This is a genomic window from Chryseobacterium camelliae, from assembly GCF_002770595.1.
Lineage (GTDB): Bacteria > Bacteroidota > Bacteroidia > Flavobacteriales > Weeksellaceae > Chryseobacterium > Chryseobacterium camelliae.
In genome coordinates this window covers 3495916-3509207 of the sequence record NZ_CP022986.1, presented here as the reverse complement: position 1 = coordinate 3509207, position 13292 = coordinate 3495916, and the positions used below count along the sequence as shown (strand labels likewise).

The 13292-nt window shown below is 40.8% G+C and carries 14 protein-coding genes and 1 pseudogene; 4 read left to right on the top strand and 11 right to left on the bottom strand.

Annotated features, from left to right (window positions below; genetic code table 11):
- Positions 1-38 precede the first annotated feature (38 nt).
- The 5 genes from CGB83_RS16265 to CGB83_RS16245 all read right to left on the bottom strand — a co-directional run bounded on the left by CGB83_RS16265 (position 39) and on the right by CGB83_RS16245 (position 4300).
- Positions 39-449, bottom strand: a complete 411-nt coding sequence (locus CGB83_RS16265) for an Rrf2 family transcriptional regulator (RefSeq protein WP_100076755.1) — start codon at positions 447-449, stop codon at positions 39-41.
- Between the two features lie 87 nt (positions 450-536).
- On the bottom strand, positions 537-2003 hold the full coding sequence (locus tag CGB83_RS16260; RefSeq protein WP_100076754.1) for a serine hydrolase: 1467 nt from the start codon (positions 2001-2003) through the stop codon (positions 537-539).
- Positions 2004-2089: 86 nt separating this feature from the next.
- Positions 2090-2659, bottom strand: a complete 570-nt coding sequence (locus CGB83_RS16255; protein WP_100076753.1) for a helix-turn-helix domain-containing protein — start codon at positions 2657-2659, stop codon at positions 2090-2092.
- Positions 2660-2744: 85 nt separating this feature from the next.
- Positions 2745-3695, bottom strand: a complete 951-nt coding sequence (locus CGB83_RS16250; protein WP_100076752.1) for a hypothetical protein — start codon at positions 3693-3695, stop codon at positions 2745-2747.
- A gap of 170 nt (positions 3696-3865) precedes the next feature.
- Positions 3866-4300, bottom strand: coding sequence for an FKBP-type peptidyl-prolyl cis-trans isomerase (locus CGB83_RS16245; RefSeq protein WP_100076751.1), 435 nt, complete (start codon positions 4298-4300; stop codon positions 3866-3868).
- A gap of 213 nt (positions 4301-4513) precedes the next feature.
- Here CGB83_RS16245 and CGB83_RS16240 point away from each other — a divergent pair, with 213 nt between their 5' ends.
- On the top strand, positions 4514-5512 hold the full coding sequence (locus tag CGB83_RS16240) for a catalase family protein (RefSeq protein ID WP_100076750.1): 999 nt from the start codon (positions 4514-4516) through the stop codon (positions 5510-5512).
- Positions 5513-5589: 77 nt separating this feature from the next.
- On the opposite strand, the gene CGB83_RS16235 is transcribed toward CGB83_RS16240, so the two are convergent.
- From CGB83_RS16235 to CGB83_RS16225, 3 genes are all read right to left on the bottom strand, one after another.
- On the bottom strand, positions 5590-6003 hold the full coding sequence (locus CGB83_RS16235; protein WP_100076749.1) for a nuclear transport factor 2 family protein: 414 nt from the start codon (positions 6001-6003) through the stop codon (positions 5590-5592).
- 3 nt (positions 6004-6006) lie between these two features.
- Positions 6007-6534: a TetR/AcrR family transcriptional regulator gene (locus CGB83_RS16230; RefSeq protein ID WP_100076748.1), complete on the bottom strand. Its 528-nt coding sequence runs from the start codon at positions 6532-6534 to the stop codon at positions 6007-6009.
- 140 nt (positions 6535-6674) lie between these two features.
- On the bottom strand, positions 6675-7709 hold the full coding sequence (locus CGB83_RS16225) for a TerC family protein (protein WP_100077626.1): 1035 nt from the start codon (positions 7707-7709) through the stop codon (positions 6675-6677).
- A 496-nt stretch (positions 7710-8205) separates the two neighbouring features.
- On the opposite strand from CGB83_RS16225, the gene CGB83_RS16220 reads away from it, so the two are divergent.
- Complete coding sequence (locus tag CGB83_RS16220; protein ID WP_100076747.1) at positions 8206-9135, top strand: LamG-like jellyroll fold domain-containing protein; 930 nt, start codon at positions 8206-8208, stop codon at positions 9133-9135.
- Between the two features lie 118 nt (positions 9136-9253).
- Here the strand turns inward: CGB83_RS16220 and CGB83_RS16215 are convergent.
- A pseudogene (locus tag CGB83_RS16215) lies at positions 9254-10791 on the bottom strand (SulP family inorganic anion transporter).
- Positions 10792-11230: 439 nt separating this feature from the next.
- On the opposite strand from CGB83_RS16215, the gene CGB83_RS16210 reads away from it, so the two are divergent.
- Entirely contained in the window at positions 11231-11659 is a 429-nt protein-coding gene (locus CGB83_RS16210; RefSeq protein ID WP_100076745.1) for a transposase, read from the top strand.
- Between the two features lie 12 nt (positions 11660-11671).
- Positions 11672-11998, top strand: coding sequence for a hypothetical protein (locus tag CGB83_RS16205; protein WP_100076744.1), 327 nt, complete (start codon positions 11672-11674; stop codon positions 11996-11998).
- A gap of 98 nt (positions 11999-12096) precedes the next feature.
- Here CGB83_RS16205 and CGB83_RS16200 read toward each other — a convergent pair whose 3' ends face one another.
- Positions 12097-12666, bottom strand: a complete 570-nt coding sequence (locus CGB83_RS16200; RefSeq protein ID WP_100076743.1) for a 3'-5' exonuclease — start codon at positions 12664-12666, stop codon at positions 12097-12099.
- A 2-nt stretch (positions 12667-12668) separates the two neighbouring features.
- A complete protein-coding gene (locus tag CGB83_RS16195) occupies positions 12669-13205 on the bottom strand; it encodes a 3'-5' exonuclease (protein WP_100076742.1) in 537 nt (178 codons plus the stop codon).
- Positions 13206-13292 lie beyond the last annotated feature (87 nt).

The window sequence follows — 13292 nt, the reverse complement described above, 5'->3', positions numbered from 1 at the left end:
ATTGTAATATATTTTGTTACATTTACTGATAAAATTTTTTATTTAAACTGATCTGTAAATGCCTGCAGTGTTTTATTACCCAAAAACTCTGCAACGAGTTTATTCGTCTCGCTGAACAGGTTATTGAGATGGCTGTTAATGTCCTTTCCTACAGGACATACAGGATTGGGATTCAGGTTTTTCTTTCCCAGTACCTCAGTATTCTTTACTGCTGCATAAATCTCAGATATCGTGATGTCTCCCGCATTCCTGGCCAAACGACTCCCTCCTTCTTTTCCCTGGCGGCTGATGATCAGGCCGGCCTCCCTGAGAACGCTTAATTCCTTACGCACGATAACGGGATTGATGTTAATGCTTCCCGCCATCCATTCAGAAGTCAGCCAGTCGTGAGGACTGTCTGCCAGTAGAGTCATAATATGTATTGCGGTTGCAAATCTGGTATTGTTCATATCAATGCTCTGCAAAGATATAAACTTTTTTAAATGTAACAAATTTATTTACATTTAAATTTGATTATGCTTTGATTGATTGTTGTACTATCGGGTTTCGATCTGTATGATCTTCTTTCCTGATGCTCCGAGGTACCGGTTAATCAGGGTTTCATAGATGGTATGCCCTTGATCAGTATTGGTGAAAATAATGAGGCCCTGTTGTGTTTTCGGCAAAAGAAAAACAAGGGTATTCACCCCCTGATCGGAACCACCGTGTGAAAGGGCAATTTCATTATTCCCCAAATCGTATATTTCAAAACCAAGCCCGAAGTATTTATCCTGTTTTGTTTGCACCTGCCGGGTCATCATTTCCTTGAAAACCTCGGGTGAAAGCAATTCATTATTCATAACGGCCGTTAGGAAATGACCGTACTCTTCTACGGAAGTCATCAGGTCATCGGCCGCATTAGGTGTTGTGTTTATTACCGTTGCGTAAGGCTTCAGGTTTTTATCATAGCCTGTCACCGTTTTTCCTGAGTTTTTCTTTTTATTCCATACATAACTGGTATCATGCATATCAAGCGGCTGGAAAATGAATTCTTCAGCTAACTGTTCCAGGTTCTTATGGAATTTGTTTTCCAAAGCTTTCCGCAGATACTCAAAACCTTCCCCGGAATACTGGTATCGGGTTCCGGGATCGAATCCGAAACTGAGTTTTTGATCTTTAGTTTGCCATCTCCAGTTCGGGAAACCGGTTTGGTGGCTCAAAATCAAACGTGTGGTCAGCAGCTTATGCCGCGGATCATGGGCGATATCCGGATCTGTCCAGTAGTGATCAAGCGGCTCATCAAGGTTCCATTTCCCAAGGCTTACCAATCGCAACGCAATCATGGCTGTTACCGGTTTGGTTAAAGAGGCTACATTAAAAAGACTGTTAACTGATGCTGTTGCCTTGCCATCAAGAGTTCCCATAACCCGTATCTGGGTCAGTTTTCCGTTTTCAATGATGCCTAATCCTAGTGTTGGGATACGGTTGTCTTTCAGCAATTGTTCCAGATTATCCATAACCTCCGACTTACCGGGTTCGTGATGGTTATAGCTGAGAATGTCGCTAATGGTCCACCTGTCTTCCTTTTTGATCCAGACGGTAGTAAATTTTGCCTGGCCGCCCAATACATCTTCTTTGTTTTTTTCCCGGATATAGAACTGATGCTCCCCGGATTGTATGGCTCCATACAGGTTTCCGTTGCTGTATAAAGGAAAAACTTCAATGCTCTTTTCTATTCGTTTACGGATGGGCTTCTGACCAGGATTGGAGCAGATATTCTGCTTCATTCTTTCCAGAAACAGCTTTTTGTCCTGAAAGCCTCCGTTATCATGGTAAAACCTAAGATCATCATCAACAGATTTTTTCAGGTAAGCCATGTCACAATGATTAAAACCCCGTTCAAAAAAGAGGCTGTCCTGTTTTTTAAGTTCTGTAAACAACGGTGAATTTTTATCGATCTGGGCTTTCATGCTGCCAATAATAAGGAAGATCATCACAGGGATGAGCAGGGCAAATTTTTGCATTCAATTATTTTCGACAAAGGTTCAGAAATAATCCGATGCCAACTTAAAAACAGACCTGACAAAAACCCGACAATTACCTGACAGCATTATAGAAGACTGAAATTCAGCTTATAAAAAAGTTTCTGTTTCCGGTCAATCTCATAGGCATTCCTAAGGATAATATAGATATTAACAAGGGTCAGCAGGATCATAGTGAATGTAACGGAGGCATGGCCGAGCTTCAGAAAAACCACCAGCATAAAGATAACCGGCAAAATGACGGATAAAAATATCTGCAGCGAAATGATCTGTTTTGCCAATGAGGATTTCTCTTTTAAACAATACAGCAGCAATAACGGCAAAAGAAAATTGGCAACCGGAAACCAGGCCACAGGGAGTGAAGAAAGATTGATTGTTTTAACGGCGGTATCATTTGCAGCTTCTGCTTTCTCCAGTACCGGAGCCGGTTCATCATTTTTTATTTCCGCAGGAGCAGCCGGGATCAGTAAATCTTCTTCGGGAATACTGAGGCTGGAAGCCAATGTTTTCAGGGTATACCCTCTGGGAATAGTCCCTGATTCGATCCGCTGGATGGTCCTGACTGAAAGGCCGGACTTTACCGCCAGTTCTTCCTGTGTCAAATGCTGCGCTTCCCTGATTTTCTTTAATTCCGACATGAATAGAGATAAAAAGCAAATGTACAAATTCAAAAGTTGTATTTTTCGGCCGGTAAAGATCTGATTGTGAATTTCTTTAATACAGTTATAAAATCAGTTTGTCCAGGTCCAATAAAAGGTAGTTTATATTCTGGTTGATGGTTCTGGTAGCGGATTGCATCTGATTAAGCATGGCTGCACGGTTATGGAGATCATCCGACCGGTAATAGCCTCCATCCTTAAATATAACGGACTGGTCTGCTTTTTCCTGATCATCATCAAACTGGTAATGAAGCCATCTTTCTTTCATGCTGCTGATGATGGAATGTTTTTCTTTATTGGAGAATTTTTTCTCTGTATACATGTACCAGATAAAAGGAGGAAAATTGGGTGACTCCAGCTTTTCCTTCCATATATCCCTCAGCAGGTTCCTCTGATGGATGAATTCTACCTTTTTTCCTTTAGGGTTCAGGGTGGCAAGCCCGAACCCGGCTCCCAGTACCCCACCACCGATATCAATGGCATTGCTCCATCCTCCGTCTTTCACAATTCCTCCGGCAATAGAAGTCGCAGCTCCGGCAACTATGGAATATAAGATCATCTTATTGTTTCTGGACTGGTTCAGGTTATCCACATAATTCCCGATCTGTGCTACCCGTTCTCCCTCACAATCAAATTCTGCGGCTACGGCATCAAGCTCTGTCAGGGAAATCGTTATCTTACTGTTGATCCTGCTTTTAAGCTGAAGGATCTGTACCTGTGAAGCCAACGAAGAATCTTTTTTAAGTTTAATGATCTTATAGACTTCATCAAGATTATCCAAAGCATTAAGGATCAATATACTCTGATCTGAAAACATCCCTTTGAGTTCTTTGTTAGCCAGCAGGATGGAATCTGAGTTATAGGAAGGCAGTCTTTCGGAATAGTTATATTGGAAAGGAGCTTTGCAGTAGCTGTCTTTCAACGTAAGGATATTCTGTTTAATGGCCTGGTTTTTTTTAGACACACAGGAGGTCAATACGCTGAAAACAAATAAAATGTACAACAGTTTTTTCATAGATGTATTTTTATAATTATGCCACTGATTCCTCAGCCATAGCAGAATAAAGGCTTCATCTTCTTACTGCCGGTCCTTCTTCAATCTCTGCATTATGCATAACGAATATAATACAAATAAAAAAATTTACCCTTAGCAGGGTAAATTTTTAAGGTATATTTAAGTAAGCCTTATTTAATATCGAGGAGTTCCACTTCGAAAACCAGGGTGCTGTTCGGCCCTATTTCCTTGCTGATCTGCTGATCTCCGTAGGCAAGGTGCGGCGGAATAATAAGTCTCCATTTGCTTCCTACAGCCATCAGCTGAAGGGCTTCCGTCCATCCGGCGATCACCCTGTTCAGAGGAAACGATGCCGGCTGGCCTCTTTTTACAGAGCTATCGAAGATTTTCCCGGAAATAGTTGTCCCATGGTAATGGCATTTTACAGTAGATTTCGGACCCGGCTTGGCGCCGTCTCCTTCCGTAATGATTTCATACTGCAGCCCGCTCGGCAAAGTAACCACAGATTCCCTTTTACCATATTCTTCCCTGTATTCATTTCCGTCTTTGAGGTTTTTTTCAGCCTGTTCTTTTTTGCGCTTCTGTAATATATCGGATACTCCCATTGCTGTTGTTTTTGCAAAGATACTTTTTATTGCCGTAAGATGATGACCTGTTTTGTTTTAAATCACTATAACTTCAGATTGATATCTGCGTTGACAGACAATCCTTTTGATTATTATCCCATTTTCACAGGGGCGCGAAATAATTTCAAAAATACTTAATACTGGCTTAACATCCTATTCGGAACTTGGCGTTATTATTGGACTTAAAAACTGATGCCAGAGCCGTTAAGATATAACAGGAAATTTGATGAACTGACAGAGAGGGAAAAGGTACTTCTTGAAATCAACAAAAAAAGTATTGCAGATTTTGTAGAGCAGTCTTCATCTGTAAGCGATGTTAATTATGCTACCCGGAACGCCCATGCTAAAACCTATGCTGTAGCTAAGGGACGTTTCCAGATCTCAGACTCTGTCCCGGAATTCCTGCAGCCCTTTTTTGATAAGAAGGCATATGATATCCGAGTAAGGCTTTCCAATGCCCATCCTAAAATAATGAAAAAGGGGAAAGATATTCCTGCGTATGGCTTTGCCGTGAAAATTATGAATGACCACGGAAGCACCATCGCCAATTATCCATTGGTTAACTTCCCGTTATTCCCCATTAATTCTGTCAGCACTTTTCTGAAACTGTTCACCTACGTCAACCGGTCTTTCATAAAAAAACTGAACCTGTTTGCAGCAGCGGCCCAGTTTTTAAAGGTGATGCCGTGTTTTTTTACCATACCGTTTCTCAAAAATGCAGTCCAGCTGATGATGAAGAAAAATCATTTTATGCTTTCTTTCAGTTATCATTCCGTAGGAGCATACCGGTTGGGTGACCATATGGCCAAAATAAAACTGGTTCCGAAGTCTGTAGAAAAACATTTCGGGAAATCAATGAAGCAGAGGCTTTCGGTTGAGGCTTATTTAACAGACCATACTTTTTCTGCTGATGTCTATATCCAGCTTTGCTATGATCTTAAAAACCAGCCGGTCAACAGGCTGAACGTAGAATGGAAAAATTCACCCTTTATAAAAATAGGGGTAGTTACGATAGATCAGGGTTCACTGCTTGACCCTCGGGAGTGCAGTAATGAACTGCTTTCATTCAACCCGTTTGAAAGCAAAAATGTCTTCCAGCCCGTAGGAAGAATACAGAGGCTTCGTGAAGAGGCCTACCAGGTTTCTGTACAGACCAGAAGGAAAATCAACAAACTCCTGCATGGGGTATAAATTCCGACTCAGGCAGGAGAATATTTAAACATTCCAATGGCGAAAAAGCATTGAAATCTGTTGAGCAAGATCTTTGTCTATTTGAATTTCCGTTCCTCTTCTGTGATCGCTACATCATTGATGCTTGCATATCGTTTGGCCATCAGTCCGTTTTCATCAAATTCCCAGTTTTCGTTTCCGTAGGCTCTGAACCAATTTCCGTCTGCGGCCTGATACTCGTATTCGAAACGGACGGCAATCCGGTTTTCCGTATGTGCCCAATATTCTTTCCTGAGTTTATAATGATGTTCCTTCTCCCATTTTTTCTTCAGGAAAAGTATGATTTCTTCTCTTCCGGTAATAAACGTATCCCTGTTTCTCCATTCACTGCTTTCAGTATATGCTTTTGAAACCTTCACAGGATCGCAGCTGTTCCAGGCATCTTCTGCCATCTGGATTTTTTCTTTTGCCGTTTCTGTGGTAAACGGCGGAAGCGGATGTTTCTGTTCCATGAATTAAGATATTAAATGAGTAACTATATTTTTTGATTTTTCAATGAGCTCATTCGATCTGAATACCTGGCTTTCGGTAATGCTGCTCTCAAAAAGCAGATAGACGTGATCTGAAAGGATACCATCCTTCAAAAGGTTTGAAAAATATTTTCTGAGGTCAGATTTATGGGATTGGATCACACTCAGGATCCTGGTATGATCTGTAGGGATCTCCGAAAGGATATTAAGAAAACTGCAGCCCCTGAAATTTTCCTTTTCATTCACATAGACTAAGAAATCAAAAGCATTGAGCACCTTCGAAACGGCATCATGGGACTGACTTGAAAAATTCTGCATTTCACTGAACCAATACTGATGCCTTACCTTCAGGAATTCGATGCATAAGTTTTCCTTAGACTTAAAGTGCTGGTAAAAACTGGCTTTAGCTACGCCTGCCTCAGCAATGATCTGGTTGATTCCTGTAGAGTTATAGCCTTGTCCGGCAAACAAAACGAATGTGGTATCGAGAATTCTTTCCCTTGGAGATTTCATTATCATTTCTTATCTACAAAGATAACTAAAATAACAGAACAGACAAACCTGTCTGTCTATTTTTTTTACCATTATTCTATTTAATAATAAAAAGCCTCTGAATTTTTTTTAGAGGCTGCTATATGATACAGAATTATTTTTTAATGTGACTTTTCGGTATTTTCTTTATCAGGAAATATAATGGACAGGAGCACTGATATCACCAGGACACCACCTACAATTCCCAATGAAACGGGAGACGGAATATGAACCCATGGTGCCATGAGCATCTTGATTCCGATGAAGGTAAGAATAACAGCCAACCCATAAGGCAACTTGCTGAACATATGGATAAAGTTAGCCAGCAGGAAATATAAGGACCTCAGTCCCAGAATGGCAAATATGTTTGACGTATACAGGATAAACGGATCATTGGAAATTGCAAAAATAGCCGGAATGGAATCCACGGCGAACAATACATCCGTAAATTCAATGACTGCTACCACGACCAGTAACGGAGTGGCCATTTTCACACCATTCTGAACCGTAAAGAATTTATCACCTACATACCTATCAGATACTTTCCAGAATCTTTTAATTAACCTGGCTCCCGGCGTATTGCTGTAATCTTCATCCTCGTTATCTTTTCCCCCGCCCCAGGACTTTATACCTGCGTACACGAGAAATATCCCGAATAACGTCATTACTGCATTAATTTTAACGGGATGACCAAAAATATTCATTTCCGGCAAATACGTTATCTTGATCAGCCCGACTCCGGCAAAAATGAAGATGGCTCTGAAAATCAGTGCCCCGATGATGCCCCAGAACAGTACTTTATGATGCAGGTATCGCGGGACCTTAAAAAATCCGAATACGAGAATAAATACAAAGAGATTATCAACGGAAAGCGCCTTTTCAATCCAATAAGCAGCCTGATACTGGGTAAATTTCTCAACAGCCAGGGCATGGCTGCCTGGACCTAAATCTGAATTATACACCCAATACACAACACCTGAAAACACCATTGACAGTGAGATCCACACCACAGACCATATGGTAGCTTCCTTTGAAGAAACTTCATGGCTTTTTTTATTGAACACTCCCAGGTCCAGGAGCAGCATAATAATCACAGTCACTGCAAATCCCCAGACCAAGCCAGGATGCAGCTCTAAAATACTTTGATGTTTGTCCACTTTATATGTGCATATGATATGATAAAAGCAATATTTATACAGAAGTACAAATATTGCCATTTAATTTTTTCTCACTAATTTAAAAAGAGTTAAGTAACCTTAGCTTCTTGCCTAAAGATAACCCGTGCTGAAAGCCTATGTCTTTCTGTAAGGCATTCTTTAAAGATTTCTCAATTCTCTTCAAAGATAAAATTTTTAGAATTAAGCGCCGGATTTTTATAACATTTTAAGAGTAATCATTGACAATGGTCTTATATAAGAATGATTGTATGGACTATGATCATTTTCATGCAATACGAGCAAATATGTGAATTTTTTTAAAAGGATTAATGATTCAACCAAAGAAATAAACATTATTAAATATTCAAAACAAAATAATTTAAACTAAACATTATTCAATAAAAATACCATTAAATTAATTTTAATATCAAATATTAGCTTAATTTAACAATTTATTGTAAAATTGCAATAATTATAAACGTATAAATAAACTTCTATGAAAAAAATCTCTTTTCTTGCTTGCTTAGCTATTTCGTTATGTGCTACGGCACAAACTCCTAATTATGTTCCGGCTTCAGGTCTGGTTGCATGGTGGGGATTTAATGGCAATGCTAACGATTCCAGCTCTAACGGCAATACCCTTACGGTAAATAGCGCAACCCTTACTGCCGACCGTAACGGAAATGCCAATTCAGCCTATGCATTTAACGGTACCACGAGTTACCTGAATACCAATGCACTCTCCTATACCTTTTCGTTATCCGGAGCCCATTCTATTTCTTTCTGGATGAAAAAGTCCGGAAATACTGAAGGGGTCGCCCTTATGAGCGGGTCCAACACAAGCGGGAATTTTATCTGGCTTTTTCAGTGTGACACTACAAAATCAATTTACGGAACCAACAAACAGGGACAATCCTGGACATGGGTGAATGGACCTGCTTATTCCACTACACAATGGGAACATTATGTAGCAGTATACAACAACCAGAATATGCAGCTTTATAAAAACGGTGTTTCGGTAGGGACTACAACCAACACCTACACCAATGCTACCCAGGCTGCAATGCCATTCTATATCGGCAGGGCGATCAGCGGAGGGTACATTGCCGCCAGCATTGATGATGTGGGGATATGGAACAGGGCGTTAAGTGCTTCAGAAATCAGCCAGCTCTACACTGGAGTTTTATCCACTAAAGAAGTGAAAACTTCAACTGGAAGTATCGCACCGAATCCGGCCGGTGACTTTATCAGTGTTACTATACCTTCCAAAGGCTCAAAAAGCTATACCATTACTGACATGAACGGAAGGAAAGTATTATCAGGAACTCTTTCCGAAAAAAAGAATATCCAGGTTTCAGAACTTCAAAAAGGGAACTACATTATGGAAATAGATGGCGCTCAGCCGATTAAATTCATCAAAAAATAACTTTCTTTGCTACTATAATTAATCAGAACAGCTGGCCATCAGGCCAGCCGTTTCTTTATAGACAGATACTTAGTGTGAGTAATAGCTTTTACATGTAATAATAAACCTTATTAGTCGGCTAACGTTCCGGCATGACCTTGTAAGTCGGATCTTCCTGAATATTCACTTCTATTACCGCTTCAGCATTTTTCAGCATCCTGATACAGTCCTCGCTCAGGTGCTTTAGGCGTACCGTTTTATGATGCTCCCGGTAACGCTTTGAAATTTTATCCAGAGCATCAATCGCGCTCATATCCGCAACCCTGCTGTCTTTAAAATCAATAACGACTTCTTCAGGATCATTCTCCGGATCGAATTTTTCTGTAAATGCAGTAACAGATCCGAAAAAGAGCGGACCATATATTTCGTAATGTCTGACGCCATGGTCATCTGTATATTTTCTCGCACGGATCCTTTTAGCATTATCCCACGCAAAAACCAGCGCGGAAATAATGACACCTATCAGGACCGCCAGGGCAAGGTTATGCAGCAGAACCGTGATCAGGGCAACGGTTACGCCAACGAAAATATCAGATTTAGGCATTTTATTTACGATGCGCACAGATACCCACTGAAAAGTGCTTACGGCAACCATCATCATAACCCCTACTAAAGCAGCCATAGGAATCATTTCTATAAAAGGGGCACCCACAAGGATAATAATAAGAATGGTGAGGGCCGCAATAATCCCTGATAGCCTGCTTCTTGATCCTGCATTAAGGTTGACAAGCGTCTGGGCTACCATGGCACAGCCTCCCATTCCGCCGAAAAAGCCATTGGTGATATTGGCCACTCCCTGAGCAACAGATTCCCGGTCTGCATTCCCTTTGGTACCGGTAATTTCGTCTACCATAGAAAGCGTAAGCAGAGACTCTATAAGTCCTACTCCGGCCATAATCATTGCATAAGGAAAAATAATGGTAAGCGTATCCCATGAAACCGGGATCTGAGGAATATGAAAGGAAGGAAGACTTCCGCTTACCGAAGCTATATCAGCTACGGTTTTGGTGTTGATGCCTGTAACGGTAACCACACCAAAAACAATCAGGATGGCAACCAGAGATGCCGGAACGGCTTTTGTCATCTTCGGGAAAAAATAGACAATGGCAATGGTAAGCACGGTTAATCCCGCCATAATGTAGAATGACATCCCATGCAGCCAGTGCACAGAACCGTTACTGCCGGTAATTTTGAACTGTTCTACCTGAGCCATGAAAATAATAACCGCCAGACCATTCAGAAAACCATACATAACCGGTTGCGGGATCAGTCTTACAAATTTGCCGAGCCTGAAAACACCCACCATCATCTGAAGCAGCCCTGCAAGGATTACAGTAGCCAGCAGATACTGTATTCCATGGGACTGTATCAGGGCAATGAGGACTACAATCGTTGCTCCCGCGCCACCTGAAACCATTCCGGGTCGCCCACCCAAAACAGCGGTCACCAACCCCATAATAAACGCAGCATAGAGTCCGGTTAGAGGGGATAGCCCTGCAAGGATGGCAAAGGACAAAGATTCAGGGATCATCGTCATTGCCACTGTAAGACCTGATAAAATTTCATTTTGTAGTTGATTTTCCTGGAAAAATCGAATAATGCAAAATCGGTTTTCATTGGATGCAAAGGTAAGGTATACAGAATGATTTTCATCCCGTCTCTGCATTTACTGACCGGGTAGAGAACGATCCAATGTTTCAATTTTTAATTAAAAAATCTTTTTTACAATATTTTATCATACACTATTTGGGTTTAATTTTTATTTTTTTAATTTTGAGACTTACATAAGCTGGACAATGAAACTAATAAATCATGAAACCGGAATGCAATATTATACTGAGAAGCACGCATATTATTCCTGATTCACAGATGAGAAAATGTAACCATTACATAACTCAATACATTTTCATGACAAAATCAGCCTATAAAAAACATCAGCATAAATAAAATAGATTTACGTGATAAACCAGAGGGTCAGCACATAAATCTTGCATAGAACGATTGGTTTTAACCGTCCAGAATATTGATACAATTAACAAACAATTATCATCATATAATGTTATATAAAGAAATACATATAGGGCAATTCATTAAAGAAAGAGTTGCAGAGCAGGAAATAACAATGGAAAGAGTATGTAATTTCCTCAAGAAAGACGAAGAGTTTATTGAAAACGTATATGAAAGCAAATCAATAGATACAGACCTGCTCCTTAGATGGAGCAAGCTGCTGGAATACGATTTCTTCAGGTTATACAGCTCCCACCTCATCCTGTACGCCCCGCCTTCTGCCGTAAAGAAAGATGCCAAGAAGTCTGACAAGATCCCATACTTCAGAAAAAATATTTACACCCAGGAGATCAAAAATTTCATCCTCAAACGCATCCAGTCGGGAGAGATGAATCAGACAGAGATCATCAGGGAGTATTCTATTCCAAAAAGCACGCTGCACCGCTGGCTGCAAAAAAATACCGATACTAACGTTTAAAAACACAATGTAATGCGTCCCAATTATGTAAAAATTTTCACGGATATGCTGAAAGAGTATGATCCTGAAAAGCTCAACGATCCCAAAATACAGCGGCAGCTGCGGAATCTGAACACTTCTGAAGACGTTCTGAACTTTAACGAGAAAGTTTTCCAGCAGTCTAAGGAGATGCAGAAGAGCAACCAGAAACTGAAAACCTACGACAGGAAAACCATGATCAAACTTCTGAAATACCAACAGAAACACGGCTTTTCTACCAGTTATATGTCCAGGAAATATAAGATCAGCAGGACCACCCTCTCGAAATGGAGGAAAAATTTTGAAGATGATATCAAATAAACGGCAGATACCGTTTAATACAATTAAAAGGCTGTTATTGCAACAGCCTTTTCTGTGAGTTTGTATCCTCATTTCTTAAAACAATCATAATGTACATTTTATTTCTGCTGCAGACACCAGTACAGAATCTTTGCAATATTCCTGGCATCATCCATACCTCTGTGATGTATGCCTTCCAATCTGAAATTCAATTCTCCCAGCGCTCTGGCCATTCCTACACTTTTGCGAACCGTAGGATGCAATTGGGCGAATAAAGTTTTTACATTCATGTGGTCGTCACTCAGGGGATAATCCACCCGGAACTTAGCTGACTGGTCCTTAAGCATATTCAGATCGTAATTTCCATAACTTGCCCAGGTAAGGTGCTCGGAATTGTATTCTGCACGAAGGATATCAAAAGCATCTCCCAGCATTATTCCTTCATCATCCAGCATCTGCTGCGTGATGGAAGTCAGTTCGGTACAGAACGGGCTTACTGTTGAAAACCGGGGTTTCACCAGGATGCCTTCGCTCTGTAAGACTTTACCGGTTCTGGCATCCATCAGGCAAACTCCGATTTCTATAATTTCACTTTGCTGACCTTTCGGAGTGCGGTCATTCCAGCACGTCGCTTCAAGGTCTATGATCAATATATGGTCTGTTGTGTTCACTTTTTTTATATGTTTCATTGTTACTGCAGGATCTCACGTAAAATCCTGGCCGCATTATAGGCATCATCCGCTCCGCTGTGGTGATGGCCTTCAAAACTCATGTTCAGAGCTTTCAGGGCTCTTTTCAGTCCCATCATCTTATACAGCCCGTTATAATTTCTGAACAGGTGCATGATATTGAGGTAGTTTCCTGAAAAAGGGTTTTCAATGCCCAGATAATCGCACTGCTGCATCATCTGTTCCCGGTCGAAAGCGCCAAAGCCTGCCCAGGTAAGCATTTCAGGATGGTACTCATCCCTTATTTTTTCACAGGCTTCTTCAAAACGGATTCCTTTCTCTTTAATCAGCTTCGGGGTAATTCCGGTGAGCCCGGTACAGAAAGTACTGATTTTGGATCTTTCGGGAATGACATAGATGCTTTGTTTCCTAGAAATTGCTTTTGTTGATTTATTCAGTTCGCAGATTCCTATTTCTATGATATCAGTCTTCTGCCCCGCAGGAATCCTGTCATATTCCCAGCAGGTAGCTTCCAGATCGATAACGATTATATGGTTCATCTTCTTTTGTTTTTATTTTTACAGCACCTACGCACCGGCCTGGATCTGCCTGACAAATGAATGAGGCAGAAAGTGCATGGTTAGTTG